The 24,449-nt window shown below is 53.5% G+C and carries 31 protein-coding genes; 8 read left to right on the plus strand and 23 right to left on the minus strand.

Features of this window, described 5'->3' with window-relative positions:
• Positions 1-25: 25 nt before the first annotated feature.
• From G497_RS0115710 to G497_RS19495, 8 genes are all read right to left on the minus strand, one after another.
• Positions 26-505 (minus strand): phage protein, encoded by a 480-nt coding sequence (locus tag G497_RS0115710; protein WP_034638263.1) that lies wholly within the window; start codon positions 503-505, stop codon positions 26-28.
• A 144-nt stretch (positions 506-649) separates the two neighbouring features.
• Positions 650-1,759, minus strand: a complete 1,110-nt coding sequence (locus G497_RS0115715; RefSeq protein ID WP_027188858.1) for a DUF2586 domain-containing protein — start codon at positions 1,757-1,759, stop codon at positions 650-652.
• A gap of 10 nt (positions 1,760-1,769) precedes the next feature.
• On the minus strand, positions 1,770-2,465 hold the full coding sequence (locus tag G497_RS0115720) for a phage virion morphogenesis family protein (protein ID WP_027188859.1): 696 nt from the start codon (positions 2,463-2,465) through the stop codon (positions 1,770-1,772).
• Positions 2,466-2,468: 3 nt separating this feature from the next.
• Entirely contained in the window at positions 2,469-2,960 is a 492-nt protein-coding gene (locus tag G497_RS18700) for a phage tail protein (protein WP_034638265.1), read from the minus strand.
• Between the two features lie 160 nt (positions 2,961-3,120).
• Positions 3,121-3,588, minus strand: coding sequence for a head completion/stabilization protein (locus G497_RS0115730; protein ID WP_027188860.1), 468 nt, complete (start codon positions 3,586-3,588; stop codon positions 3,121-3,123).
• A gap of 282 nt (positions 3,589-3,870) precedes the next feature.
• Positions 3,871-4,608, minus strand: a complete 738-nt coding sequence (gene gpM / locus G497_RS18705) for a phage terminase small subunit (RefSeq protein ID WP_051258217.1) — start codon at positions 4,606-4,608, stop codon at positions 3,871-3,873.
• Positions 4,608-5,633 carry a phage major capsid protein, P2 family gene (locus tag G497_RS0115745; protein ID WP_027188861.1) on the minus strand — a complete coding sequence of 342 codons (1,026 nt, stop codon included), beginning with the start codon at positions 5,631-5,633 and terminating at the stop codon, positions 4,608-4,610. The genes gpM and G497_RS0115745 overlap by 1 nt, the downstream gene beginning before the upstream one ends.
• A 55-nt stretch (positions 5,634-5,688) precedes the next feature.
• Positions 5,689-6,648, minus strand: coding sequence for a GPO family capsid scaffolding protein (locus G497_RS19495; RefSeq protein WP_051258218.1), 960 nt, complete (start codon positions 6,646-6,648; stop codon positions 5,689-5,691).
• 112 nt (positions 6,649-6,760) lie between these two features.
• Here G497_RS19495 and G497_RS0115755 point away from each other — a divergent pair, with 112 nt between their 5' ends.
• From G497_RS0115755 to G497_RS20720, 3 genes are all read left to right on the plus strand, one after another.
• Complete coding sequence (locus G497_RS0115755) at positions 6,761-8,647, plus strand: terminase large subunit domain-containing protein (RefSeq protein WP_084516370.1); 1,887 nt, start codon at positions 6,761-6,763, stop codon at positions 8,645-8,647.
• Between the two features lie 14 nt (positions 8,648-8,661).
• The gene (locus G497_RS18715; RefSeq protein WP_084516371.1) at positions 8,662-9,732 is read left to right on the plus strand and encodes a phage portal protein; all 1,071 of its coding nucleotides are present in this window, start codon (positions 8,662-8,664) and stop codon (positions 9,730-9,732) included.
• A 229-nt stretch (positions 9,733-9,961) separates the two neighbouring features.
• Complete coding sequence (locus G497_RS20720; protein WP_027188863.1) at positions 9,962-10,207, plus strand: Ogr/Delta-like zinc finger protein; 246 nt, start codon at positions 9,962-9,964, stop codon at positions 10,205-10,207.
• 85 nt (positions 10,208-10,292) lie between these two features.
• Here G497_RS20720 and G497_RS0115770 read toward each other — a convergent pair whose 3' ends face one another.
• The 4 genes from G497_RS0115770 to G497_RS0115785 form a co-directional block, all read right to left on the minus strand.
• Positions 10,293-10,550 carry a hypothetical protein gene (locus tag G497_RS0115770; RefSeq protein WP_027188864.1) on the minus strand — a complete coding sequence of 86 codons (258 nt, stop codon included), beginning with the start codon at positions 10,548-10,550 and terminating at the stop codon, positions 10,293-10,295.
• Positions 10,551-10,794: 244 nt separating this feature from the next.
• Entirely contained in the window at positions 10,795-11,667 is an 873-nt protein-coding gene (locus G497_RS20520) for a BRO-N domain-containing protein (protein ID WP_084516372.1), read from the minus strand.
• A complete protein-coding gene (locus G497_RS0115780; RefSeq protein WP_027188865.1) occupies positions 11,660-11,848 on the minus strand; it encodes a hypothetical protein in 189 nt (62 codons plus the stop codon). The genes G497_RS20520 and G497_RS0115780 overlap by 8 nt, the downstream gene beginning before the upstream one ends.
• A 277-nt stretch (positions 11,849-12,125) precedes the next feature.
• Positions 12,126-12,908 carry a hypothetical protein gene (locus G497_RS0115785; RefSeq protein WP_156908147.1) on the minus strand — a complete coding sequence of 261 codons (783 nt, stop codon included), beginning with the start codon at positions 12,906-12,908 and terminating at the stop codon, positions 12,126-12,128.
• Between the two features lie 652 nt (positions 12,909-13,560).
• On the opposite strand from G497_RS0115785, the gene G497_RS0115795 reads away from it, so the two are divergent.
• Entirely contained in the window at positions 13,561-13,896 is a 336-nt protein-coding gene (locus G497_RS0115795) for a hypothetical protein (RefSeq protein ID WP_027188868.1), read from the plus strand.
• Between the two features lie 156 nt (positions 13,897-14,052).
• Here the strand turns inward: G497_RS0115795 and G497_RS0115800 are convergent, their stop codons facing one another.
• From G497_RS0115800 to G497_RS20425, 11 genes are all read right to left on the minus strand, one after another.
• The gene (locus G497_RS0115800) at positions 14,053-14,787 is read right to left on the minus strand and encodes a hypothetical protein (RefSeq protein ID WP_027188869.1); all 735 of its coding nucleotides are present in this window, start codon (positions 14,785-14,787) and stop codon (positions 14,053-14,055) included.
• Complete coding sequence (locus G497_RS0115805; RefSeq protein ID WP_027188870.1) at positions 14,784-15,293, minus strand: hypothetical protein; 510 nt, start codon at positions 15,291-15,293, stop codon at positions 14,784-14,786. Before G497_RS0115805 ends, G497_RS0115800 begins: the two co-directional genes overlap by 4 nt.
• Positions 15,294-15,359: 66 nt before the next feature.
• A complete protein-coding gene (locus tag G497_RS0115810) occupies positions 15,360-16,091 on the minus strand; it encodes a DNA cytosine methyltransferase (protein ID WP_027188871.1) in 732 nt (243 codons plus the stop codon).
• Positions 16,084-16,371 carry a hypothetical protein gene (locus G497_RS0115815; RefSeq protein ID WP_027188872.1) on the minus strand — a complete coding sequence of 96 codons (288 nt, stop codon included), beginning with the start codon at positions 16,369-16,371 and terminating at the stop codon, positions 16,084-16,086. The genes G497_RS0115810 and G497_RS0115815 overlap by 8 nt, the downstream gene beginning before the upstream one ends.
• Positions 16,368-16,859 (minus strand): AAA family ATPase, encoded by a 492-nt coding sequence (locus G497_RS0115820; protein ID WP_027188873.1) that lies wholly within the window; start codon positions 16,857-16,859, stop codon positions 16,368-16,370. Before G497_RS0115820 ends, G497_RS0115815 begins: the two co-directional genes overlap by 4 nt.
• A complete protein-coding gene (locus tag G497_RS18730; RefSeq protein WP_084516373.1) occupies positions 16,856-17,275 on the minus strand; it encodes a hypothetical protein in 420 nt (139 codons plus the stop codon). The genes G497_RS0115820 and G497_RS18730 overlap by 4 nt, the downstream gene beginning before the upstream one ends.
• Positions 17,276-17,291: 16 nt before the next feature.
• A complete protein-coding gene (locus tag G497_RS0115830) occupies positions 17,292-17,522 on the minus strand; it encodes a hypothetical protein (protein WP_027188874.1) in 231 nt (76 codons plus the stop codon).
• Positions 17,523-17,540: 18 nt separating this feature from the next.
• On the minus strand, positions 17,541-18,365 hold the full coding sequence (locus G497_RS0115835) for a DNA adenine methylase (protein ID WP_027188875.1): 825 nt from the start codon (positions 18,363-18,365) through the stop codon (positions 17,541-17,543).
• A 12-nt stretch (positions 18,366-18,377) separates the two neighbouring features.
• A complete protein-coding gene (locus G497_RS0115840; protein ID WP_027188876.1) occupies positions 18,378-21,257 on the minus strand; it encodes a toprim domain-containing protein in 2,880 nt (959 codons plus the stop codon).
• Positions 21,247-21,744: a phage regulatory CII family protein gene (locus G497_RS19500; protein ID WP_051258219.1), complete on the minus strand. Its 498-nt coding sequence runs from the start codon at positions 21,742-21,744 to the stop codon at positions 21,247-21,249. The genes G497_RS0115840 and G497_RS19500 overlap by 11 nt, the downstream gene beginning before the upstream one ends.
• A 30-nt stretch (positions 21,745-21,774) precedes the next feature.
• Entirely contained in the window at positions 21,775-22,083 is a 309-nt protein-coding gene (locus G497_RS20425) for a hypothetical protein (RefSeq protein ID WP_027188877.1), read from the minus strand.
• A gap of 65 nt (positions 22,084-22,148) precedes the next feature.
• On the opposite strand from G497_RS20425, the gene G497_RS18740 reads away from it, so the two are divergent.
• The 4 genes from G497_RS18740 to G497_RS0115870 form a co-directional block, all read left to right on the plus strand.
• A complete protein-coding gene (locus G497_RS18740) occupies positions 22,149-22,430 on the plus strand; it encodes a hypothetical protein (protein ID WP_051258220.1) in 282 nt (93 codons plus the stop codon).
• Positions 22,431-22,498: 68 nt separating this feature from the next.
• Positions 22,499-22,729, plus strand: coding sequence for a helix-turn-helix domain-containing protein (locus tag G497_RS0115860; protein ID WP_034638273.1), 231 nt, complete (start codon positions 22,499-22,501; stop codon positions 22,727-22,729).
• 1 nt (position 22,730) lies between these two features.
• Complete coding sequence (locus G497_RS0115865; protein WP_027188879.1) at positions 22,731-23,762, plus strand: tyrosine-type recombinase/integrase; 1,032 nt, start codon at positions 22,731-22,733, stop codon at positions 23,760-23,762.
• Positions 23,763-24,216: 454 nt separating this feature from the next.
• Positions 24,217-24,449 (plus strand): hypothetical protein (locus G497_RS0115870; RefSeq protein WP_027188880.1); only part of this gene is annotated, 233 nt, incomplete at its 3' end.

Here is a 24,449-nt window from a genome sequence, read left to right on the forward strand (position 1 = left end):
GTTGTGGCTTGTTGGAAACGCTGATTTATTCCCCTGGGCGTACAATCCCTTCCGTTTCAGCCTTGGAAAGGTAGGGGGTGCCGTTGATATGGACAAAATCGGGGCTGGTAACGATAAATTTAAGCTTGGTCATGTGCATTTTGGTATTTTCATTGGCATCAATGTCCAGCAGTCCGTCTACCTTCATTTTGCAAGCAAAGGCTTCCACCTTCAGTTCTTCCCCACTGCCTGTTTTTGCAAAAAATAGCATGTCAAATTCAGGTAATTCCCGCCAACTGCCTGCACTGCTGGCCGCTTCCCCCAAAATTTTCATGCCTGCGGCGGTCAGTTCAATTTCCCCTTCGGAAGAAACGGAACCAGCCACCCAGCCATTGGGCACGCCCTTGTCGTGCGCCACTTCTACGTTGTCCGTAATGCCCAGTGTGGCCTTGGAAACCGTAAGGGTTAAATCCCCCACGGTTATGTCAAAATCCCGCCCGCCTATGCGTTGTCCGCTGTGTTTCATAGTTTTCTTCCTTATTTTTCAGGAATGCGCATTTTTTTTGTTTGGCAAGGCGCAAGCTTTTTTTGAAGCAGGAGTGGACTCTTCCGTCCATGACTGTTTCAAAAAAAGTGAAGCAACGCCGCCAAACGGAAAAAGGGAGTATTCCTAAGCGTAATTTTCGAGGTCCAAAAGTATATTGCAGGTAATCTGCTTGGGGCAGTTGTACGGCTGCACTGCTATAAAGAGTTCCACACTGTACTTGGTGTGCCATGTAATGGTTATGCTTTGTTCCGTGGGGGGGTGTATTTCCCCAGGGAACACCCAGCCGCGTATCTGCCGGCTTTTGGCCATTTCCCGCAAGGGGCGGGTAAAATACTGCTTTGCCTTGGCAATGCTGGCAGGGGTTTCGTTCAAGGCCCGGTCTGCAATGCGTGCCACGGCCAGGGGGTACACCCGGCGCATGGCTTTTTGCACCACCCGCAGGTTTTCAATAGTCTGGTAGTCCCCCCCTTCCACGTCCAACACGTTGCCGTCTGCCCAGTACGTGCCGTCATAGCCGGGATACCATTGGGGAACGCTAAAGCGGGCAGCATCCAGCGTTTGCAATATGCTGCGGTCCAGCACCCGGCCTGCTGCGTCTACGGGGCGGGTGGTCCATTCCCCCACCAGCGGGCCAGTAAGCACGCGCATGGGGCTGTCGGCAATGGTCACACTTTTGTTGGCCAAGCGGCCTGCAAGGGTGCCCAGTTCCGGCCCCCACAAGGGGGGCGTTGGCCCAAGCACGTTGGGGGCAGCAATGTTTTTGGTAATGGGGCGCAAAGCTTCCACATATTCTTCCCACGTTTCCGTGGGTTTAATGCCCCGTGTTTGGCTGCCAAACCACATGGGCAGCAGGTCGCGGGCCATAATCTGCATGGCTTTTTGCTGCTGGCGTTCAAGGTCTGCCACGGTTTCCACGGGGTCCGTAATAATAACGGCTTCCACCCCAATGTGTTCAATGGCAAAATCCACCCCGGCTTCCCACGTTTGCCCAGGGGCAAGGGGCAGCACACAGGCGTTCCATTCCTGCCCGGCGTTATAGCGCGCAGCGGCAACCGTGGCAGCCAGGGGGCCAGCGCCCAAACTGGCGGCAAGGTCGGTTTCCGTGTTCACGGCAACCAATTTGCCCACGTTTTTGCCTGCCCCGGCCCCCACATACAGGAAGTAGTTTTCCACTTCCCGCAGTGGGCCTTGGCGCAGGTTCAAGTTATTCAGTTTTACGGCACCTAATGCCATGGTTACTCCTTTATTTTTTGCCCGCCACGGCGGCTTTGGTTATGGCCTGCACCAGCTTGGTGCAAAATTCGTCTGCCTGTTCCCCGGTAACCCCTAAAAACGGGCGTGCAGGGGGGGTGTCTTCCCACTGTTGGCGGCCTTTCGCTTCCCCCGTGCGCAGCATGCGCAAAACAAGGCCAGCCCGGCCCAGGGTGAATTTGCGTTGCAGTTCCCGCACGGTTACCCGGCGGGGCATACTGCCCGGCCCTGCTGTGCGGGCATGGTGCTTGTAGCCTGCCCGGATAAGCGCCTTTGCCTGCTTTAGTGTGCAGGGGGCTTTATAGTTTGGGGTGCCGCGCAACCCGCGCATATATTGCGCGGTATACGTTTTGCCTTCCCCGTGCTGGTGCCGGCGGGCAATGTCACCCTCAAAAGCGTTGCGCCAGCTTACAGCTACCCCCCCACCTTGTGAGGCTTTGGAAATAACCGCCATGCGTTTTGCAATGGTTTGCAGCATAAGCCGTTTTTTTTGGCGCTGGCGGGTGCGTTTGCGCGGGGCAAACCCCGCCCCGGAAATTTCTTTTTGCCCTGCCACGTTTTTGCGGCTGGCCCGTAGCACATAGCCGCCAAGGCGGCGGGCATGGGCTTGGCGGTCCCGTATGCTGCCACCCAGGGCTGCCAGTTGCGCTTCCAGCCGTGCGGAGCGCATATTTATGGTAATTGCCACACCTTACCCCGCCTTTTGGGGCTGCATAGCCACCAGCTTTTCCACCGGGGTAATGGTGGGGGGCATAATTCGCCACCACTTACCCATGTAGGGCATGGCCCCTTCCGTACCATTTGGGCATTCCCGCACCGTCAAGGGTTCAATAAAATTTATGGCAACATCTACGTTGTAGGTGCCGTCCCCCACGTCTTCCACATCAATTTCCGGGTCCTCTAGGTCTGCCCGGTAGTCGTCATGTTCAGCCAGCCAGCTTACAATAAGGGCAGAAAGGGCAAGCCCGCTGCCGGGGTAGTTGTTGAGCTGCACAACCCCGTCATATTCCCACACCCCAATTTCAATTTGGGCCAGGGGGGGGCTGGTGTCGGTTTCCCGGTAGTTGCCCAAATCTTTCCCCGTGGGGCGCAGGTGCCCGGAATCGGCAAAGCTGTGCAGGTTTTCCGGGGGAATGCCGGTTATGGCCAGAATGTGCTGGCACAGGTCCGTTAGCTTCTGCATTCCCCCCCCGGCAACGCTGCCTTTTTCCGTTTGGCGGTGTTACTTGCCTTTTGTGGTGCGGGGCAGGACAGAAGAGTCCAGCCCCCACCCCCCAAAAGGCTCGTGCCTAGCCAAACGAAAAAAAACAGCATTGGGCAATAATGTGGGGGAACGGTCTTTGTCATAAGGCTTCCACCATTATGCTGGTAGTATCCAGCAGAACGGAAACGGCATTTTGGGACCATGCTTCAAACTGGCGGTAATTTTCCAACGGTTCTTTGCCTTCCTCCTTGCCCATGGTGTGGCGCACGGTGGTGGCAAATTGGGCCAGCAAAAACGCCTTGGCCAAGCAGTGTACGGCCCGTTTAAAAAACCGTTCTGCTTCCCCGGCAAAGCCGTGCAGGGGCACGGCAGCAAGGGTGGCATGCCCGGCGGCTTCCTGTTGCGTGCGGAAGCCGCCAAGCTGCTGCACTACAAGGGTACGGGCAAGCGCGAGGTGGTCAGCCATGAGCGCTTCCCCGTACTCGTAGGGGATGCGGTACAGCTCCACAAACTCCGCAAGGCGCAAGTCTGGCCACCAGCCATCACCAGGAATAACGGCGGTAACTGTTTTGCTTGTTGTTGCGCCAAAGCCTTGTGGTTGTTGCATTGCTGTACCCTTTCCCGGAGGGAGGAGGTAAACCCGCCGGAAGTTTGGAGAATGGGGGGGAGCCAGTTAAAAAAACGGTGTTTACGTGGCCTTTCCACATAAAATGCCTTTTTACACTGTTCCCCCGGTTGGAGGGGTGAGTATCTAGCCCCCTTTTTCCATTTTTCCCGTTTGGCGGCGTTGTTTGCCTTTTGTGGCGCGGGGCAGGACGGAAGAGTCCAGCACCCACCCCCCAAAAGGCTGCACGCCTTGCCAAACAAGAAAACTGAAAAAAGGCAAAAACTATGGGGTTTGTGCGGATGGGGCTTCGGCCTGTTGCTTTGCCAGCGCCTTTTCCACCCGTGTAAAGGCTGTTTTTACCTGTGCCCCCAGTTCAAAGGCGCGGTGCAGCAGGTCAAACGCTTCTTGCAGGTTCCCGGCGGTTTCGGCTTGCAGGCCAAGCACACGGTAAAACCGGGAAGTTACGGAATCTGGCACGGGCCAGGGGTTTTCTGTGGCCGAAATGGCATCCAGCACCATTTGGGCATAGGGGTTCACGGTTCGGCCAGCGGTTTGTTCCGCTTCTGCCCAGGTGGCCACGGCACTGGCTGTAAAAAACGGCACAGTGCTGTTAAAACGTTCCGGCAGGTTTTGGCCATGGCCTAAGCACCACATGGCCAGTTCCAGCCCTTTGCCCACGTCCCCTGCGTCAAACAGCCACACAAGGTAGTACCCAATTAAATCGTGCTGCATGCCTGCTTCTTGCAGGCGTTGCACGTATTCGGCGTATTTGGGCAGCAGGGTTTCCCGTTTAATGGTAATTTTGCGTTCCATACTGGGGTGTTCCTTCAGCATGGCCAAGTCGGTAGTAAGGCTGGCGTGCAAAAAGGCGTTAAGCTGGGCATTTTGCATGGGGCTGGTGGGGCTTACCCCTTCCGCACTTACTGCGGCAGGGGCAATGGGTGCAGGCATGGCCGCCACCACTTGGGCGGCAGCAAGCTGCTGGCGGCGTAGCGGGCCAAGGCCGCAAGGGGCACCCATTATGCCCAGCCGCCGTTGCCGTCTGGCAATTGCACGTTGTCGTGTTCCAGTGCCGCAAACTTTTCCGGGCATTCCACCACATAGCCTTCATTCCGGCTTTGGTAGTCTTCCACTTGGTCTTTTTTGGCGTTATCTTCCAGCTTGCGCCGCCAGGATTTGTCTTGGTGGTAAAGGGAAAGGTTATCCAGGCTGGTAACTACAAGCCCACGCGGGGGGAAGTTGGAAGGGGTTTGCCACGGCAGGCCACCAAGGGTATTCAGGGCATACTGAATCCACACTTTTTCAGTGGGGGTTTGCCCCATGGCAGAATACAAGGCAGATTTTTCCGCTGTAATCAGGTCTGTACCCACAAGGGCCACAAGGTTTTTCCGCAAGTAAGGGGGAATACTGGCCACAAGGTCATTCACGGCCACGTCCAGGCAGGTATAGTCACCCCCGGCCCCAATGCGGATTTTACCCGGCGTGGCCCCGGAAGCCAGGATATTGGCGGGTTTGTATTCCCGCATGTACTGCATCCAGCCTTTGTTCACGTCTTGCAGCATGGGGTTGGCTGCCATGTCGGTATTTTCCGCAGCCATGCGGCCATACCAGCCAATAAGTTCCCGGTCGTTGGCAATGCGTTCCTGCACATAGCGTGCATAACGCTGGGCAAGGTCGGGGAATTTGGCCCAGGCATCAATTACGTTGTAGCGTATAGCTACATCACTGTTGGTTTGGGCCAGTTTATACTTGTAGGCTTCCATACCCAGCAGGTTTTTGGGGTTGCGTTCTTTATCATTTTGGGCCGTGTTGGTTCGCCCGGAAACAGGGCTGGCGGCGTAACCGTAAATGACTTCCCCTTCCATTTCTTCCACGGGCACAATGTTAATGAGCTTCAAAAAAGAGGACTGTTCCACAATTTTGTCGTTCAGGGCTTGGGCAAGGGTGGGTTCAATGGCAAAGGCAATGGCAACAGAGGCAACAGAATACCCCTGGGCCAAGCGGGTGCACATGGAGTTAAACAGTTCACGGGTTTTTTTGAGCATGGCGTTCCTTATTCAGTGTGTGGCAAATAGTTGTGTGTGGCAGGGAAAAGAGCAATTACAGCAAAATGTCTTCACCAGAGCCAGCAGGCCCGGTGGTGGTGCTTACCTGTGTGCCGGGCATGGTGGCCGAAAGGCGCTGGGTAAGGTCCGCAATGCTGTTGGTAATGGCCGCCAGTTGCACTTCCAGCCCAGCCATGGGGCTTACTGCGTGGTTTGCCTGTGTGGTGCCTTCTTGTGTGGTGCCGGGTTGTGCGGCATCCGTGGTGCCTTCCGTCAATTTTTCTACTTTGGCTTCCAGGGCTTGGGCCGAAAGTACCAGTGCCCCCATGCTTGTCTGCATTGCTGTTACGGCAGTGGTTAGCGCCACAATTGCGTCGTCTTTTTTCTCCACGTCTGCTTCCTTTGCCGGGGCATCCCCGGCGGTAAAATACTTGGTAAAAACATGGCCAAGCGCCTGCATAAAACTGCGGGCGGCTGCTTCTGTGCCCGCATCATCCATATTTGGTTCCGGCGGCAGGGCCGGGCAATTGCTGCTTAAAAAATAGGTGGGGCTGGTGCCCTGCTGGGCGGTAAAAAAGCGGGTTTCCTGCGTGGCAAGGCTGGCGGGGCTGTCTGTTACCGCAAGGCCTACAAGGTATGCTTTGCCGGTGCCTGCAAAATTGGGTTGCAGTTCCATACTAAAGAACAACTTTTGCCCATACTGCTGGGCACACACATAGCTGGCGTTTGGTGCCAGTTTGGCAAACAGGGAAACAACAGCATCTTCCTTGCGGGCTTCAACCCCTAAAACCTTGCCGTAGTTGTTGCCCCATCTGTCATGTTCCGGCCAAATAAGGGCCGTGTACGTTTCCTGCTGGTAGCTGGCGGCAGCTTCCAACAACCATTCTGGTTTTATGTCCCGCCCATCCACCGTGGGGCCGCTTTGCCCAATTTTTACAAACGCGGTTTGCAACACGGGGTTGTGGGCAGTGTTTTGGCCTTTGGCAGGGGCTGCATAGTGTTGTGTGGTGTTCATGGGATTACGTTTACTGCATTACGCCAAGTAGGACAAATGATTCCGGTTCTAGATTGCATAAACAGAAACGTTTTAGGCTGTATATTGTTGGTGTGCATGGTAAAGCCACAATATGGAAACCAGCAAAACCTTGGAAAATGTAGGGGCCAGCGCCCTACCTGCGCCCCAAAAAGAAGGGGCAAAGCCCCGCCAGTACCCGGAAGAAATGCGCCAAGCCGCCCGCAGTTTGTACTTGCGGCGCTATACCGTGCAGGAAATTGCGGAATGCCTGAACGTACCCAAACGCACGGTGTACCACTGGGCTGCTACGGAAGAATGGGACGCGCTGCTAACGCACGAAAGCCCTGAACAGGCCGTGGCCCGGCGGCTTACTTTGCTTGTGGAGCGGGACAACAAAACACCGGCAGAAATGAAGGAAGTGGACCAGCTTTTGGGCTCGCTGGAACGCCTGCAAGCCTTGCGCTTGCGAGCTGCGCAACAATCCGTGCAGCAGGGGGGGCAGCAGGCAGGCGGGCAGGATGAAGGGGCACGGGGGGGAGTGTGGGAAGGAAACGGGCAAGGCCAGGGCAATGGCCAGGGGGAAAAACCCCGGCCAAAGCGTGGGCCAAAAATTAAAAACGATGTTTCCCACCTCACCCCGGCCCTGTTCCAAGAAAAGTTCCACCAGCGGTACTTTGAATACCAGCGGCAGTTCCAGGCTGCCATGCAGTACCGCAACAGGATGTTTTTGAAAGCGCGGCAAATTGGGGCCACGTGGTACTTTGCCCAGGAAGCGTTTGAAAATGCCTGCCTAACAGGGGACAACCAGATATTTTTAAGCGCCACCAAGGCCCAGGCACAAATTTTCCGGCAGTACATTATACAACTGGCCGGGGAAGCGTTTGACATTACCCTTTCCGGCAACCCCATGGTGCTACACACGGGCAAGGGGGCAACAGGCAAGGCAGAACTGCACTTTTTGTCTACGTCCAGCCGTAGCGCCCAGGGCTACCACGGGCACGTCTACATTGACGAATTTTTCTGGATTCCAAAATTCAAGGCGCTTTACGATGTAGCCAGCGCCATGAGCGCCCACAAAAAATGGCGGCGCACGCTGTTTTCCACCCCCAGTTGCATAACCCACCAAGCGTACCCAAAATGGAGCGGGGAGGAATGGCAAAAACGCTTTGCCAAACAAAAAAACTGGCCCACCATTGCGGCCATGCGGGGTGGCCTGCTGTGCCCGGACAGGGTTTTCCGGCAAATAGTCACCCTGGACGATGCCGTGCGGGGGGGGTGTGATTTATTCGACCTGGAAGAATTGAAAATTGAATACACCAAACAGCAGTATGCCCAGTTGTTTGACTGTGAATTTTTAGACGATACCCAGGCCGTTTTTGCCCTGCAACTGCTGGAAAACTGCATGGGCGATAAAGCCGACTGGGAAGGCATAAACCTTGCCGCCCCCCGGCCCGTGGGCAACCGTGGGGTGTGGGCAGGGTATGACCCCAGCCGCACGCGGGACGATGCCAGTTTTGTGATAATTCTGCCCCCCCTGGGCAATGAAAAAATGCGCGTTATTGAGCGCCATAAATGGGTGGATAAAAGTTACATTTGGCAAGCGGAACAGATAAAAAACATTGCCCAGAAATACCAGTTTGACCACTGCGAAATAGACACAACAGGCCCCGGCATTGGCGTGTATGAACACGTAAAAACCTTTTTGCCCATTGCAACCCCTGTGCATTACAGCGTGCAAAATAAGGCACGGCTGGTGCTGAAGGCCAAAGAGGTTATGGAACAGAACAGGCTGGAATGGGACGCGGCAGAAACAGACATTGCCCATGCCTTTATGACCATACGGCAAGTAGCGCTAGACAACGGGGGCATGACGTATGCAGCGGGCCGCACGGCAGATACAGGCCATGCCGATGCCGCCTGGAGCATTATGCACGCATTGGCGTATGAACCATTGGGCCGGGAATTTTCGGGCAATCAGTCTTGCGTAGCGTTTGGATAACAACAAGGAATAACATGAAAAAAAAGAGATATGGTGGGGGGAAAGGCACACAGGCAAGCCCCTGCAACCACGGGGAACACGGCGCAGCTATGGCCTTCAGCTTTGGTGACCCGGAGCCTATTCTGGCCGGGCAACTGTATGAAGGGCTTGGCAGCGCGTTAATGGACAATGGCCGCTACTACCAAACGCCTGTACCGCTTACGGGCATGGCGCGGCTTTTGCGGGCCAACGCCTTCCATGGCCCAATTCTGGAATTTAAAATGAACCAGGTAATGCGCGGGTTTGCGGGCAGCACGGTGGTAAACCGCAACACAATGCGGTGCATGGCAATGGATTTTCTTGTTTTTGCCAACGCCTATGCCCAGGTACTGCGCAACGGCTTTGGGGAAGTGGTAGCCTTGCGCCACTTGCCCGCCATAAACATGCGCAGGCACAAGGAAGCAAACCGCTGCTGCCAGCTTACGGAAAAGGGGGAAATAATTGATTTTATGCCGGGTGAAGTGCTGCACCTGAAAAATTATGACGTTACCCAAGAAATTTACGGCATGCCAAGCTACCTTGGGGCAATACAAAGCATGTTGCTGAATGAAGATGCCACCTTATTTAGGCGGCGCTACTACAAAAACGGTGCCCACATGGGGTACATTTTTTACAGTTCCAGCGCGGGGCTGAGTATGAATGACCAAGCGGCCATTAAAAAAGCAGTGCATGGCAGCAAGGGCGTGGGCAACTTTAAAAATATGTTTCTGCACATACCCAACGGCAGGGAAAAAGACGTGCAAATTCTGCCAGTGGGGGACTTTTCCACACGGGACGAATTAACACAGATAAAAAACATAAGCCGGGACGACATTATAGCCGCCCACCGTATACCGCCGGCCATGGCCAACATTATTCCCACGGCAGCCGGGGGGCTGGGGGACATTACCAAAGTGGACTCTGTGTACCAGAAAAACGAAATTGACCCCATACGCGACTATTTGCTGGAAATAAACGACTTTTTACCCAAGGGCAAAGGAATTTCCTTTAAGCCTGATACCCTGCCAGGGGGGCCGGGGGGTGCGGGGGGCAAGCCCAAGGAGTAAAGGCCGCAAAAACCGTAAACACTGCACCCACGTTGCATTTTATAAACAGTGTGCTAAAAAGGAGCCTGTTTTTGGAAAACGCTGATTTATTCCGTTTGGCGGCGTTACTTCGCTTTTTTTGAAACAGTCGAGGAAGGAAGAGTCCACTCCTGCTTCAAAAAAAACTTGTGCCTTGCCAAACGAAATAACTGCGCGTTTCCTAAATATTTACAAGCATGGGTGGTGCAGAATGCGTGTGTATTGTGATAGGTGCGGAACCAAAGCCATTATTGCCACAAGCAAAAAAATTAGCATACAGGTGCGGCACTTATACTGTAGCTGCACTAACCCGCACTGTGGGCATACTTTTGTGGCAGAGTTGACTTTTAGCCACACCATTTCCCCCAGCTCCCTGGACCTGCCCCAGGCCGTGCAGGCACGGCTTGAAGGGTGCGGGGCAAGCCGTGGGCAAGTGCAAAGCCTGCTAGGGGTGTAAAGGGCATGGCCTAAATACAATAAAGCGCCGTAACATAACGGCGCTTCTTTTTTTAGCTAGGCAAGGGGGTGGGAAAAAGGATTCGTTAAGAACAGGCTTCCGGGGGCAAAACCCCCGCATCATCCAAACAACACACACATTTTTTTACATCTGCGGTAATCAAGCCCAAAATAAAGGCCAGGCCCGGCAAGGCTTCTTGCATTGTTGCTGCCAAGGCTTCAAGCCCTGTTACATTGTCATACAGCCGGGAAATGGGGTCCATGCCAAGGGGCTGGGGGGCCGTGGCAATGGCGTTGTTTTGGGCAGGGTCAGGGGCTTGGGGGGTAGTACCATGTCCACACATAGAAAAAACCATACCTTTGCAGGGCTGCCACCCTGCGTTTGGGGAAGGGGGAAAAACGTACGTAACTTCTGAATTAGCGGACTAATTCGCCTTCCCGTTATTCTATACCTAAAACTTTAGTATTATATTGCCACACCTTGAAAAATAAGGGAATATTTTTTTATTTCATATAACCCGTATTATTCCACTCAAATTTATATACCCCCCTTTTCCGCTTGCTGGGGCTAGAAAAAGGGAGATACCCCTATTGCGGTGCAGGGGGAAAGCCCACACGCGCATGCCGGAAAATCCAGCATTTCACAAGCTTGGTGGTGTGGTGGCTGTTCACGCCCCGGTTGCGGGCAAGCAGTGGGTACCGCAAGCCCAGCCCAAACTGGCGGCGCAGGCCAAAAAGGGTTAGCGGGGTGCCAGGGGGCACGCTGGGGGCGTGCTGGGCAGCCAGGGGCAACACCGTGGGCAGGTGCAAGGCCACAAGGCCGGGGGTTGCTGTGTGGTTCACCGGCATTCCCTTGGCTTCCATAGCTTCCCACACTTGCCAAAAGCGTTGCAGGGCTGCGGGTTCCGGCACGGGTTCGGGTTCCGGTTCCGGCGGGGCCGTGGCGGCCAGGGCCAGCACCGTGGCTGCCATGGTGGGGGCATGTTCCTTGTGGGCCACGCCCATGCGGCACAGGGCGTCTATGCACTGTTGCCGGGCATACTTGGGCATGCCTTCAAGCTGGGCCTGTGGGGGCAGGGGCAAGGGCTGTGGGCCGTTTGCGGGGTTTTCGGTATGTTCGGCACCCGGCATGGCAAAAACCCCGGTACGGCGCAAGCTGGGCAGCACCACAGCAGTAACCCATTTGCGGAAGGCGCGGGCCGCTGGTTTGCGGGAACGGAACACCAGGGCATACAAGCCGGATTCGGAAATGGTAGCCATTTCCTGGGCACCACCAAGGGTGTCACTACTAATGACACCCTTTTCCTCTTCATCAAGTAAAGTGGCTAAAGCTTGGCGTGAATTGCCCAAGCCAAGCACATTGCACACGTCTTTGGCAATAAACCACGGGTTGCCTGCATCATCCAGTGTGGCGCGTACCAGGGCTTCTTCAAATGCAAAGGGGGTAAGGGCATTAGGCATGGTGGCCCCCCTTGTGTTGCTGCACAAAGGCTGCCAGGGCAGGCCCAACAACGCCAAAAGGCTTGCCCTGCAAACGCATGGCAAGCTGAACAAACCCCAAGGGCAGGGCAGGTAAGGAAGGGGCAGAAGGAAGGGGGGAAGGCGCAACAGGGCGCACGGGGGCAGGGGCACAAACGTGCATGGTGGGAACTCCTAGAACTTTTCAAGGTTCACAGGCACTTTTCACAATAAAAAGTACCGGGTGTTGAAAACAGCTAGGAGCGCTGCTGGCGTATTTAGGCGCAAGCCCTGGACATTTCGCCACACCCGGCACAACGTGCATAAAAAAATGCCTAAAGCTAGGCATAATGAGCCACGCTGACGGGTAAGCGGCTGTCCGCTCCTAGGTGTTTTCAAGCACCATATGTGGACAGCATGACCGCTTTTGGGGGGTTTGTCAAGCGTGGTGTGGTAGTGGATTATTTTGGTTGTGGCACAATGGTAAGCGTTAGATATACTTTGTTTTTGTCTGTTTTGGCTTTTTCCAAGGTGAATTGCATCCCTTGGGCCACAACGGTTACCGTATTGTTTTCTTTTGTTAGCCCGCCCATAAGTTGTTCAAACAGGGGCATAACTTCTTCTTGGCTGGGAACAGCTACCACCATTGTGGCCATAAGGGCAGCCAAGGCCGGGCGGTTAAAGGCTTCCCCTTTCCCTATTTCCCCATACGCCATAAGTTGCGTAACAAAGCCACCTGTTTCCTGCAATTCAATGGTGGGGCTAAGTGTTTCTAACGACTTTACAGGCACTTGCCACATTATGTAGCTGGTTTCTTGTAACGGCATTTTGGCTTCTGCCAATGCTTTTTTCAAAGCTGGCCCCACGGCATTCCAGGCAATGGGCAAGTGCGGCGGCATGGCTGGCGGGGTGCCTGCCACGGCAGCCTTGGCAGCGGCATAGTCAACAGAAGGGGGGGAAGAAGCAACCCCCTTGGAAAGTTTACTGGCAATGCCGTTCACAGCAAAAACGGTGCCGTCTTTCACCCACCACACGCCGTTTTCAGCCACCACAGCCATGCCCCCAAACAATGCGCCAAGGTCCGTTTTGCCAATACTTTGGCCCTTTTCAAGGGTGGCATACACGGCATCTTCTGCGGGGTGGATGTTGGTTTTTTTGTCAATAAGCAACACAGCAAGCACCACCAGCACAATAACCAGAAGGCAGCCACCACGGGCATTTTTGGCCTTTATGTGCTTGGCCATATCAAACCCGCATTGTGGGCAGGCCTTTGCCTTATTTGAAATTGTGTTCTTACATTCCGGGCACGGGACCATAGCCATACACGTTCCTCCATTGTTTTTATGTGGTAGTGTGGACAGTTTGTCCTATAGTCCCGTTTTTTGCAACTTTTCACCCCAGTTCTGGGGGGTGTCTGCGCAAGTGGTAATTTAGGTAACCACCCCCGCCAGCACAGCCACGCAGCCCAACGGGCCGTAAGGAAAAAGGGGCAAAGGGAAAAGGTAACTTTTAGGTAACTTGAGGTAACCCAAAAAGTAATCAGCAATAAAACAAGGTAGTTACAATTTAGGGAAAAGTAATTTTTTTAGGTAATTTAATTACTTCTTAGTTACCTAAAAATTACCTTTTATAAAACCGTTTTACCCCTTGTGCCCCAATACCTTTTTGCCTGTTTTGCAAAGGCGGTTACCTTAATTACTACTTTTAACACCCCCCCTTTGTTTGGGAAACTGTTTTTTTGCACACACACGCACACGCACACACATGCGCGTAAAAAGGCACTGTGTTGCAATGTTCTGGCTATAAATTGGGAAGGGTGAGGCACTTTCCCCTTGCGTGTTGTGTGGGGGACTGGCGCGTGGTATGCTGGGGCCAACGGAACAACCAGGGGGAACCATGACACGTTTGTTTATGCTGCTGTTGCCTGAAGGCCAGTTAGGGGAAGAATGCGGTATGCTGTGCTGTGAAGATGACGGCACTTTCCACGGTTTTGCCCAGGCCCACGACATAGGGGTGGAAATGGGGCCGCGCGGAAACTATGCCGATGACGGCACCACCCTAGACTTTATGGGGGAAGCCATGGCCGTGCCCATGGCACAACCCATAACAGAAGTGCCAAGGCTGGAACCCTGGCTGGCCAAGGCCACGCAAAAAGCCCCAGGGAAATGGGAAGGCACATACATATTCCGGGGCGCACAGTACCCCTTTAAACTGATTTTGGTGAACCCATAGCCCTTTGTGCTACCAACAAAACAAAAAGCCCCCACATGGGGGCTTTCTTCGGGCTGGGGGCCGGGCCTAAGCAACAACGCCCGTTGCGCCAATCGCTTCCCCCGCTCCATGCTTCCCCTGTGCGTGCCGGCACGGGGGAAGTGGGAGGGGAGGGGGTTATTCCTTTTTGCAGCACTGCATGGCGCTTACGGTAAATGTTACGGCCCACACCCACGGGTTGGCTTCCCATGCTCCTGGGCCGTGTAGCTTTTGCCACAGGGTTTGGTAGGAATCCACTGCCGTTCTGCAAATTATAGTGGGCATTACCACTGGGCCGCTGTTGTTGTTTTCCACCATGTAATTGCGGTACACTGTGTTGCCTGAAGGCAGCGTGGCGCGTTCCACCCCTTCTGCCATGGCATCTTCTTCCGTAATGCTGTGCAGGCGCTCCACGCGCACGCTTGCAATGGCCAGGGTAATTCGGCTGCCCCAGCGGGGCATGAAAATGGAAGGACGCCACTTGCCACGGGTGGTAAAGGCCGGCCCCCCCTTTGAAGCCCCGCGCCACCATACAGAATTATCCGCAGCGTACCACACTGGCCAGCCGTAGCCATTCCCCGGTGTTTCCAGCATGGAAGGTTTTTTCTTGTCGCAATACTGTGAAGTGGCCCACGTTTCCCGTACCCATAACAACTCTCCCACTTTTCCGTAGGGGGAAGCAGGGCAACCACAATCAGATCCACCTTTGCATTTTGGCCCATGGCTTTGCTTCACTTCCTGGGTATCTACATCAACGGTGCAGCTCACTGTTTTTTTTGTAATTACACGCCGCGTTTGCGTTTTTATCCCTGCCATAATGGCCTGCACCATGGGTGCGGAAAACAATATGGGCCGCTCTGCTGGGGTGTTCATGCTTCCACCTCTTCCATGCCAAAATTGCACCTTTTGCACTGTTCCACGGTAAGAATAGGCAAGCCCTTCTCTTTTCGGGCTTTGTTGAACGCTTCCAAGCGGCTTTCCCGTGCGAGTGCCACCACCTTGCCCAGGGCTTCTTCCAGGGTTTCCCCATAGCCCATTCGGGGGAAGTTGAACCCATAGTAATAGGAAGATATTACTTGTCCTTCTTCTGTAAATGTACTTTCCATGGGTTTGCCCACTAGGGCATACACTACCCATCCGCGTTTTTGGTCCACTATAACAGGGGCAGCGCCCCCGTTTTCATCCAGGTAATCTTCTTCAATGCCAAACAGGGTGGCAATTTCTGCAAGGGGGGTGTCTTCCAGCAGTTCTTCTAGGGTTTCCAATGAAGAACCCCCATCATCATTCAATAACCGTAGGCAAATAGTATGGCGTATGGATGTGTTCAATTCATACAAAATGCGGGAAAATTTTTGCAACATGGTTTGTTCAGCATTCATAGTGTTTTCCTGGTGGTTTTGGGTTGGTGTGGGTAGGGGTTAGTTGGGTAGAATTTCCATTACTGTTTAAATGAACGCTTGCGCTTGCGGGGCAACAATTGCATTGCCATAACCGCGCAGTCGCACCACTCTGGCGGCAGCCCCATCAATAAGCGCACCAAGTCCGGATTCAGATACCCACGTGCCCCAAGACTGCGTTGCATGTATTCTGCTAAGTTCACTCCACGCGGGTGTTTCTTGCGTTTGTTTATAAAATCCAGGCTGGCGTGCCCCCGGTAGTCTCTTCTGGTGGGGGTTGGTAGCGCAGAAATATAACCTTTGCCTGATGTGCGGGGCACCGAAGCCCGCAGCAGGGGTATTACTCGACCCGCAGGTGTAACCTGTTCCTTCCAAGTCAGAGTGAACAAGGTCGAGCCAAGCAAGTCCGTCTTTTGAGCCAACTTGTTCGCCAAAAACCGTGCTAGGCTTACACTGGCTAATGAGGTGGAAGAACGCGGGCCACAAGTGCCGCTCGTCAGCAAACCCTGCTCCTTTGCCTGCCGCGCTGAAAGGCTGGCAAGGGCAAGAACCTGTCCACACGGCTCTGCTGTCTGGCCATCCGGCTTGGCGCAAAGCGTAGGACCACACGCCAATTCCGGCAAAAAAGTGGCACTGGGTATACCCGGCAAGGTCAGTTGGTACAACATCTTCTATGCTCCTTTCGTCCACTTCCCCCGGTGCAATGTGCCCGGCCTTGATAAGTTCGCGCAGCCACGCAGCTGCATGGGGGTCTATTTCGTTGTAGTAGGCTTTAGGCATTGGGCTGCTGTGTTTTTTTGCCTTTATGTGGAGTTTGCCCAAAAAACGTGCTGAAATCTTCCTTGGTAGTCATTTCTGGCACGTGCATGCTAAAAGGTTCAGCCATTGCATCCAGGTCTTTTTCTGCTTGTTTCCGGGCTTCCCGTGCTTTGTGCAGGGCTGGCCCGCCTGCTGCCAAGCTTTTGCGGCTGTTTTCCAGGGCCATTTCCAGGGTCTTTAATTCTTTACGCTGCGCCACTATCACAGCGCTTTGCTTATTAATGATGTGGTACAAGTTCATGCGGCCCCCTGTTGTTCCTGCATCTCTACCATATCTGCCAGTGCTAAAATCCGTTGCCCGTCCACGTCCCATTCCCGCAGCTTGCGTTGGAAGTCTGCCAGGGGGAACCCATTGGGAATGCGGTTGGCCATGCACGTTTCCAGCGGCGTTGTTAAAAACAGCATATGCACCTGGGCATTGTTTTCCTTGGCGGCTGCAACCAGTTCCTGGGCAACGTGCAGGGTGGTTATGCTTTCATCCACCACCACGCTTTCCCCTTGCAACAGGGCCGTGCGCAGCATTACGCAGGCCACGGCGTTTACCATTGGTTCCAGCCCTGGGTGGTATTCATGCCCCATGGCTTTGCGCAGTGCGTCAAATCGCAGCAGGGTGCCGGGCAGTTTCCCTTTGGCGCGTTCCCACGCCACGTAAGTGCTTTTGCCAGCGCCGGGCAGCCCCAGCACCAGTGTTACGGTTTGGGTGGTGGTTTTGTATGTATTGGTGTTCATGCTGCGTATGCCTCCGCTGTTCTGTCCAGTTCTTCCAGTAATGCTTCCGTTGTTTCAAACCAATCTTGCACGGCGCCATGCAGCATCAGCCCTGGGCGTTCATCCGGCCCGGCAACCCCCCACACGGGTATGTTGTGGGAATAGGCCATGCCCACTTCCACGCCTGCATCCTGCCCGCTTGGCCCCAGGTAAATTACCCGGTCTGCGTACCCCACGTGGGACGCGCAGAATCGGAAAATGGTGCCGCGCTCGTCCGTATCCAGCAGGCGCTTGCGTTCTTCAGGGCTGGCAGTGGCGGGAATGGGCGGTGCCAGTGCGCCCCAATCAGCTACCGTGTGCCCCCGTGCCAGCAACGCTTTTTGCAAGGCCTGCACCTGGGGTAAATTTTTGAAACTTGAAGCTACATAAAAATGCATTGTTGCTGCCTCCGTTTTATTTTGCTTTTTGGGCCAGGGCTTCCGGTTTCTCCCAGCGCCATTCTTCTATTTTTTCAGGCTTGCACCCTTCCAGGGCAAAGCTTTGCATTACCGAAAGGCCCTTGTTTATGGCTTCCTGCTGGGTGTTGGCAAAAACTGTCAGCTTTTTTTTGCCGATTACGCGCACTTCCACTTCGTATTGTGCGTCTATTGTGTGTGGTGGTTGTTTATGGTTGTTGTGGGGCATGGTGTGGCCTCCTTGGTGTTATGTCGTTAACAGTGTATTTTGCCTGTTTTTTTCTGCCAAAGGGGAAAGCCACAGGCATTCTGTGCGTGGGCTGTTCATATCTGCATAGGCCCGTGTAGAAACCTTGCGCCACCCCGCGTACAACTCCCCATACAAAGGGGTATCGTATCCGCTCACCACTGCCATTCCCTGTATGGCCCCAAGCGCCTCAGCCAGGGCCGCGTGGTCGCTGTCGGTCATCTCATGCCGGTATGCCCCCTGCTTCACGTTCCGCACGCTATGCAGGTATGGCGGGTCCACATAAAACAGGGTGCCGGGTCGGTCATAGCGCCGCACCACTTCAAGGGCTGGTTCATTTTCAATCACCACCCCACGCATGCGTTCCACTATCAGTTGCAATGCTATGGGGTAGCCTGCCCAATCCACGGCAGGGCTGTTTTCCGTGTAGCGGAAACAACGGAAGCCGTTTTGCTTCTCAGACAATGAGGCCTTACTAGAAAACCCGAAAAACGAGCGGATAATAAGCCTCCGCGCTTTTTCCATGGGTCTTTCTGTGGGTTGGAATGCTTCCGTAAAATCTGCACGGGAAAAAGGGGTAAGTTCCAACAGGCGCACAAGCTCCTTGCTTTGTGCCTTGTTGCGTAGCAGAGCAAAAAGGTCGTACAGTTCGCCGTCCAAGTCGTTCCATATTTCTGTCTTCAGCCGTTGTTTCCGCAGCAACACAGAGGCAGCACCACCAAAAGGCTCCACATAGGCAATGTGCTGGGGAAAGTGGCTGATTATCCAGGGGGCCAAGCGCCACTTGCCACCGTGGTATCGCAGTACAGGGCGTGTTGTTTCCATTCCCCCCCCCTCCTACTTCTGGAAAATCCAGCATTTGATTGAACCAACGTCCGTTTGCCGGGAATTTACTGTTTTGTTGGCTTCAATAAATTTGTGGCGCTTGCCTGTTGGCAGCAGTTTCTTTAGCAGTGCCATGTCAATGGGCTGTTGCCCGTAACCCTGTGCTTTTTCTCGGAATTGGTTCAGGTTTATGGCTATTTTCCCTTCTTCCTTGCTGTGGTTTAGCCATTCATGCTGAACGTGGTCTATGCGGCGCATTTGCATGTTGATAAATTCCACGTCTGCCCAAAACTGTTCCAGCAAGGGGTGGTCAGTTTTTAGGCGTTCTTCCCGTGTGTAGGCGCGGGCCAGTAAGTATTCCCCCAGCCCTTCCACCGTTTTTTCCTTCATGGCAGGGAACAGCACCCGCAAGGCGCTGGCGCAGGCGGCTATTTGGGCATGGTTAAGGATAATGCGCCCGTTGGTTAGGCTGGAATTGGTGTAATATGTTTCCCAATGGGGAAAAGCCTGTTCATAGGCTGCCAGAATTTCCCTTTCTTTGCTTAACGCTGCGCCCAAAAAACCGCCTACGGTGTCGCTGGTTTGTGCGCCAAACCAGCGGGCAACTTCCCGCGTTTCCAACTTGTGGTGTTTTTTGTCGGCATGGCAGTGGACTATTCTTTCCAGCAGGGGTGTGCTGCCGTCCACTTCTGCGTTCTGGCTAATCAGTAATGCCCCTTGAAAAAAGCTTTCGTCCGTGTCGTTGCCCCGCTTGGCAACGCCCAGGGTGCCTGTGCCCCGTCCGTTAAAAAAAGGCTTTACTTCGTCGAAATTGAACTGTGTTGCCCGTGCGCCACTGCGTTCTCCCGCGTCCCGGTCACTTTCCAGAATAACAATGGGCAGGTTAGAAACTTGGGAAAAGGCACGCCGCCCCCCGGCTTTGGAGCTTTTCAGCATGTCAAAGCCTTCGTAATCGTCCCGCCCCACGCACTTCCACAAAAATTCGAGGATGGTGCTTTTCCCTGCCCCCGGCTCCCCGGTAAGTTCTAGGAACGGGAATGATTTTTGCCGTTCCCGTATTTGCTGCACAAACAGGGCACCCATCCAAAAGGCAAGCGTGGCCATACCTTGAAAGTGGAAGGCTTTGGCAAAGTTTTCCAGCCAATCCGGGGAAAATTGGCCTTTTGTGTTGATTCTAATTCCAGCCAATCCGCTTTTAATGCCCTGCTTGTTAATGGTGAAATACCCGTGTTTATTGGCGGGTATCTTCTTGCCATTATGCCAAGCCGCATCTTGAAACAGGTAGGCTTTTACGTTCCTGTCGTACCCCACATAGGGCACGGCAGCCACGGTAAACATTTTGTTGTTAAGCCATTTATCCCTCAGTTTTTTCAGGGTTTTCATGTCGCCGTCAAAGGTCCCCCCACGGCTGCGGTTTAACAGCGCCTTGTGGAAGGAATCCGGGCTGGTAAGGGCTGTGCCTTCCATAGAAATTAGGTGCCCGGCCTGTCCATTGGCATATTCAACTGAAAATACATAGCTTTGGGTTTCCAGTAGTTCGTTGTATTCGAAATATTGGAACTGCGGGCACACGTTGGAAACCTGTTCCACGTTTGCGTGTTTGCAAAACAAGTCTTCCCCCTGCTGGCTATGCAGGTACACTTCAATGGGGCCAACCCCCGTGTGCTTTGTGGGTTCCTGGGGGGTGGCTTCTGGTGTTGCCCCTTCTTGGGCTGCCGCTGCTGCCTGGGTTTCCCCGGTGGTGGGGGGCAATGTTACCTGTGCAGGCTGGGCGGCTGCTGCCTGTGGTTGTTCTTCCTGTTGTGGGGCTTCTGCTGCCCCTTTCCTGCCCTTTTTCCCCTTGCCTTTTTTGTCTGTTTTGGCATCGTCTTCGTCTGTTTCTTCTGTGCCAAAAACTGCCTTGTGCAGTTCCGTTTCAAAGGCCATTGGAATGTTTACGTTGTAAAGGCCGTTTTCAAAGTCCAGTAGCCAATGGCTTCTGGTGGTGTTCCGGCGGTACATATAAAAGGCTTTTTGTTCCACGCTTTCAGCCAGGAACAAACGGCCATAATACTGCCAGCGTTCCATTTTTTCCGGGGTCAGTTGCCCGGCCCGGTACAAATCGTCCCAGTCTTGCCCGGCGGGTGGCAGCACACAGGAAGCCAGTTCCCCCAACGCCTTCAGGCTGGCATGGTGTTTTTTTATCCAGGTGAGCCCGGCGGTATCGTTGTCCAGGCCTATGTGCCAGCGTATGTCTTTTTTCGCGTGGGACTTAATAAAGGCAAGGGGGAAGTGGTTGGCAGACATACCCGCAGCGGCTTTTATCCCGCTAAGGTTCAGTGCGTTGGCATGGAAAATGCCTTCCACCAGCATGCATGTTTCGCCTTTTTCCAGGGTAAAGCCGGGGGGTACCCACACATCTCCCTGAAAAAAAGTACCGTCGGCTTTTTTCTTGCCCCCAAAGTGCCCTTTGCGCAGGCCTTCCTTGCCCGTTACATCAATCAGTCTTTCCCACCAACGGGTTTTTGCTTCGTCTAGGTAAAACCGCACGGTGGGAATGCTTTTCCCATTATGTGGGAACGTGCCTTGCACGTACCATCCCCGCATTTTTGAAATATCAAAGCCACGGTTTATGCCCATATAGGCATTAGCTGTGCGGTCCCTTTCTTCCGGCGTAGCCGGGAACCGCTTGGCAATGTCGGTGTACAGTTCGGGCAGGGCTTCGCGCACATTTTCTTCAAAACCGCAGTTGTTCAGGCGTTCACAGCGGATAATAAAGGGCTGATTCTTCCCAATATACAGGGTGTGTTCCCCGCAATTGGGGCACTTGCCTTTGCGCAAATAGCTGCCCGCTTCCTGCAAGCCATACGGGTGTGCTAACAGCGCTTGTATAATGTCGGTGTTAGTCAGCATGGCTTAATTCTTGTATTTTTACGGTTACAGCTTGGCTTAAAGAGAAGCATTCCCCCATAAGGGTACCCAGCTTTTTGGAAACGTCCTTGTATTCGTGCAATTCAACTTTGTTGTCTTCTACTGTAGCGCTTACGGATGCGGCCAGTTCCCCCAGGCGGTGGGTAATATCCATTAGTTCTTTTGTCAGGAAACGGCAGGCATCGTCTGTTGGCTGTGGGGTGGCTTCTTGCAGTTGTGCTGCCTGCCAAAATATAACAATGGGGTTGCCCACCACGTTACAAAAGTGGGGAATGTCCATTACTGAAGGATAGAATTTTTCATCATTCATAACCCGGTACCAGAAACTTTCGGACCACCCAAGGGCGCGGCGTGCTTCCATGGGCTTTAAGGAGGACATTTCAATGGCCATTTTAAAAGCTTCATACGGCTGCATGGTGGCAAGCTGCTCGAACAATTCCTTCGGTAAAGTCAGGTTGGCAATAAGCATGGTGTGGTTTCCTTTGGGTTCCTCACCCTGCTAGGACACTGTGTCCTTTTTTGTTACGCTGTTTTTGCATTTGATTTTTTTCGCCGCTAAGCTTATAGCTTGCGGCCCCAAATCGCCTGATTTCCGCAATTCAGCCAGCAATGCCCGCAGAAACTCCCATTTTCCCACGGTATTTATGCTGTGCGCCAATGCAATTGTGGTTTTTCCACTGCGTATGCGGTGCAAGGTGCGTTGGGTTGTTCCAAGACGATTAGCCACTACCTTGTAGGTTTTGTGGCGGGCCAATAGAAACCGGAGGTGGTGAAATGTTGCGTTCTTCATGGAGGCAAGGTAGGACACAGTGTCCTACCTTGTCAAGCACAAATTATCCTGATGCGGCAGGACACGCTGTCCTGTATACTGCAATGATGAAAAATGCACAGGAATTTGAACGGCAGTTTATTCTGGCAGTGGACGAAAGAGTGGAAAAGTCTGGGCTTACCCATTCTAATTTTGGCAGAAAAGTGTTTGGGGAAGTAAGCGGGGAGAGGCTTTGGCGCAAGTGCCGGGATGTGAAGAACCCCCGCAAAATTTCCTTCGCAGAGTCGTATGCCATGGCCACACTTTTGGGCATAGATTACCCTTCTTTTGTGTGGCAGGTGGGGCAAAGGGTGTTGCAAGAGGACGTTGTAGGGGTCAAGCAGTAGGATACAGCGTCCTACTTTATGCTTGCTAAATAGGACACAGTGTCCTACCATAGGTCCAGGAGGTGCTTATGGTAGGCGAATATCTTTCTGCAACGGATGCGGCCCAATACCTGGGCTATAAGCCCAGCACTTTTCGTGCCCATGTGCGCGGTGGAGCGGTGCCCCGGTACGGGCCGCGTGGCAACAGGTTCCGCAAAGTGGACCTGGACGCATGGATGGAAAACCCGCAAGCCTTCAGCAAGCAACGCAAAGTTGCCGGGGTGCGGCTGCCGGGGGACTTCACCCCGGTAAAAGTATAAAATGAGCATACATAGCAAAAAAAATGGGACTTGGTTTGTGCAGTACAGGGTTCCCGGTGAGGATAAACTTCGCCGGGAATACTTTGGCGTTGGTCCCCAAGGGGAAGCGGCGGCAAGGTTGCGGGATTCGGAAGTAAAAAACGAAAAAGCCAAGGGCAAGCGCATTGAACAAACGCGCAAGGCAGACGTGGTTTACCTGGATGCTATAGCCCAGGCATATTTGACTGATAGGAAAATGGCCGGGGCAAGTGCCCGGTGGCTGAAAGAAATGGAAGCGTTGTTAAATGAACAGGTGCTACCGTTGCTTGCCCACATGCCTGTTGATACCATTGGCTATGTTGATATTATGGCAGTGGTAAACAGGCTTTGGGGGGACAAAAGTTTGCCCACGCGGCAACGCTATATTGGGTATTTGCGTGCTGTGTTCCGTTTTGGGGTAGCGCACGGGTTGACTAACAACCAGCCCTTGCAGAAGTGGAAAAAAACGAAAGAAAAAAAGAAACATCTTATTCTTACTGTTGAAGATTTACGCAAAATTTTAAATCAGGCCCCCCCACATTTGGCCTGGGCGCTAGAGGTGGAATGGGCACTGGGCACCCGCCCAGGCAAAACAGAATTATTTGCGCTGCGCTGGGTGGATATCGATTTTTCAAACCTGATGGTTTACGTTCCAGGCACAAAAACGCATCAATCTGCACGCTATTTGCCCCTAACCCCGGAGTTTGCCGCAAGGCTGCAAGAAGTGCGCAAGGACGCGCAAAGCGGTTACGTGGTGGAATACAAGGGGCAAAGGGTAGGGTGCTTAGCCCGGTCCCTGAAAACAGCAGTGCAGAAAGCCGGAATAGGCTACCCAGTGACAATGTATGACATAAGGCACTTATTTGCTTCAACTTTACTTGCCGATGGTGCCGATTTAGCCGCCGTTTCCAAATTGCTGGGGCATTCGCAAATCAGCACCACCCAGGACCACTATTACCACCTGTTGCAAGGGGAAATGCGCCGTGCCCTAGACAAACAGCGGGACATCTCCTAGGGCATACTTTAGGGCATACACTTTACTTCAAAACTGGCTATTTTCAGCGCTTTTTGTATGCCCTGTGTGCTTAAATGCGTTGTGGCACAAGGCACATACATGCCGCAATTCTTCTTTGGGAGCAGGATGTCGCATGTTCGAATCATGTCGCTCCGACCAGATATTTCAAGGGCTTACTGAAGATTTTTCAGTAAGCCCTTTTTTGTTGTGTCCCGCACCATTCCCCGCAAGCCGTTTCTTTGTTTAATGATTTTGAGGACTGCGGGTCTATGGGGCTACAAAAGGAGTCTGCGCCCCCTGCCTCTCCTTCATTCTGCCTCAAGCTTTCCCCACTCTCCCACGCGCATCCGCCGCCGTCAAATAAAATGTTGGCCTCCCACCCACAAGTTGGTGCAATATACCAACAGTGTTACTAACGCAGCAATAACTGCTCTTCGTGGCGAAGGAGACCAACATGAATAAGGTAGCAAAAATCATCGGTAAGGCGCAAGAGGGAACTTCATGTGTTGTGGGCATTGATGCACATAAAAACACCAATGCTGTTACAGTGTTGCGTTCTGACGGGCTGAGCAAAAGCTTTGTCTGCCCAGCCGATGCCAAAGCTACTTTTACGGCCATTCTGCGTTTCGCAGAAACTATCGACCTTTTGGTTTATGAAGCAGGCCCCACGGGTTTTACCTTAGCCTG

Origin of the sequence: Desulfovibrio cuneatus DSM 11391 (genome assembly GCF_000430005.1) — a bacterium.
Classification (GTDB): domain Bacteria; phylum Desulfobacterota; class Desulfovibrionia; order Desulfovibrionales; family Desulfovibrionaceae; genus Frigididesulfovibrio; species Frigididesulfovibrio cuneatus.

Excerpts from the sequence above, each read along its gene's own strand:
- G497_RS0115710 (WP_034638263.1), bottom strand. The coding sequence starts at position 505 with ATGAAACACAGCGGACAACGCATAGGCGGGCGGGATTTTGACATAACC.
- G497_RS0115715 (WP_027188858.1), bottom strand. The coding sequence starts at position 1,759 with ATGGCATTAGGTGCCGTAAAACTGAATAACTTGAACCTGCGCCAAGGC.
- G497_RS18700 (WP_034638265.1), bottom strand. The coding sequence starts at position 2,960 with ATGCAGAAGCTAACGGACCTGTGCCAGCACATTCTGGCCATAACCGGC.
- G497_RS0115730 (WP_027188860.1), bottom strand. The coding sequence starts at position 3,588 with ATGCAACAACCACAAGGCTTTGGCGCAACAACAAGCAAAACAGTTACC.
- gpM (WP_051258217.1), bottom strand. The coding sequence starts at position 4,608 with ATGGGTGCCCCTTGCGGCCTTGGCCCGCTACGCCGCCAGCAGCTTGCT.
- G497_RS0115745 (WP_027188861.1), bottom strand. The coding sequence starts at position 5,633 with ATGCTCAAAAAAACCCGTGAACTGTTTAACTCCATGTGCACCCGCTTG.
- G497_RS19495 (WP_051258218.1), bottom strand. The coding sequence starts at position 6,648 with ATGAACACCACACAACACTATGCAGCCCCTGCCAAAGGCCAAAACACT.
- G497_RS0115755 (WP_084516370.1), top strand. The coding sequence starts at position 6,761 with ATGGAAACCAGCAAAACCTTGGAAAATGTAGGGGCCAGCGCCCTACCT.
- G497_RS18715 (WP_084516371.1), top strand. The coding sequence starts at position 8,662 with ATGAAAAAAAAGAGATATGGTGGGGGGAAAGGCACACAGGCAAGCCCC.
- G497_RS20720 (WP_027188863.1), top strand. The coding sequence starts at position 9,962 with ATGCGTGTGTATTGTGATAGGTGCGGAACCAAAGCCATTATTGCCACA.
- G497_RS0115770 (WP_027188864.1), bottom strand. The coding sequence starts at position 10,550 with ATGTGTGGACATGGTACTACCCCCCAAGCCCCTGACCCTGCCCAAAAC.
- G497_RS20520 (WP_084516372.1), bottom strand. The coding sequence starts at position 11,667 with ATGCCTAATGCCCTTACCCCCTTTGCATTTGAAGAAGCCCTGGTACGC.
- G497_RS0115780 (WP_027188865.1), bottom strand. The coding sequence starts at position 11,848 with ATGCACGTTTGTGCCCCTGCCCCCGTGCGCCCTGTTGCGCCTTCCCCC.
- G497_RS0115785 (WP_156908147.1), bottom strand. The coding sequence starts at position 12,908 with ATGGCCAAGCACATAAAGGCCAAAAATGCCCGTGGTGGCTGCCTTCTG.
- G497_RS0115795 (WP_027188868.1), top strand. The coding sequence starts at position 13,561 with ATGACACGTTTGTTTATGCTGCTGTTGCCTGAAGGCCAGTTAGGGGAA.
- G497_RS0115800 (WP_027188869.1), bottom strand. The coding sequence starts at position 14,787 with ATGAACACCCCAGCAGAGCGGCCCATATTGTTTTCCGCACCCATGGTG.
- G497_RS0115805 (WP_027188870.1), bottom strand. The coding sequence starts at position 15,293 with ATGAATGCTGAACAAACCATGTTGCAAAAATTTTCCCGCATTTTGTAT.
- G497_RS0115810 (WP_027188871.1), bottom strand. The coding sequence starts at position 16,091 with ATGCCTAAAGCCTACTACAACGAAATAGACCCCCATGCAGCTGCGTGG.
- G497_RS0115815 (WP_027188872.1), bottom strand. The coding sequence starts at position 16,371 with ATGAACTTGTACCACATCATTAATAAGCAAAGCGCTGTGATAGTGGCG.
- G497_RS0115820 (WP_027188873.1), bottom strand. The coding sequence starts at position 16,859 with ATGAACACCAATACATACAAAACCACCACCCAAACCGTAACACTGGTG.
- G497_RS18730 (WP_084516373.1), bottom strand. The coding sequence starts at position 17,275 with ATGCATTTTTATGTAGCTTCAAGTTTCAAAAATTTACCCCAGGTGCAG.
- G497_RS0115830 (WP_027188874.1), bottom strand. The coding sequence starts at position 17,522 with ATGCCCCACAACAACCATAAACAACCACCACACACAATAGACGCACAA.
- G497_RS0115835 (WP_027188875.1), bottom strand. The coding sequence starts at position 18,365 with ATGGAAACAACACGCCCTGTACTGCGATACCACGGTGGCAAGTGGCGC.
- G497_RS0115840 (WP_027188876.1), bottom strand. The coding sequence starts at position 21,257 with ATGCTGACTAACACCGACATTATACAAGCGCTGTTAGCACACCCGTAT.
- G497_RS19500 (WP_051258219.1), bottom strand. The coding sequence starts at position 21,744 with ATGCTTATTGCCAACCTGACTTTACCGAAGGAATTGTTCGAGCAGCTT.
- G497_RS18740 (WP_051258220.1), top strand. The coding sequence starts at position 22,149 with ATGATGAAAAATGCACAGGAATTTGAACGGCAGTTTATTCTGGCAGTG.
- G497_RS0115860 (WP_034638273.1), top strand. The coding sequence starts at position 22,499 with ATGGTAGGCGAATATCTTTCTGCAACGGATGCGGCCCAATACCTGGGC.
- G497_RS0115865 (WP_027188879.1), top strand. The coding sequence starts at position 22,731 with ATGAGCATACATAGCAAAAAAAATGGGACTTGGTTTGTGCAGTACAGG.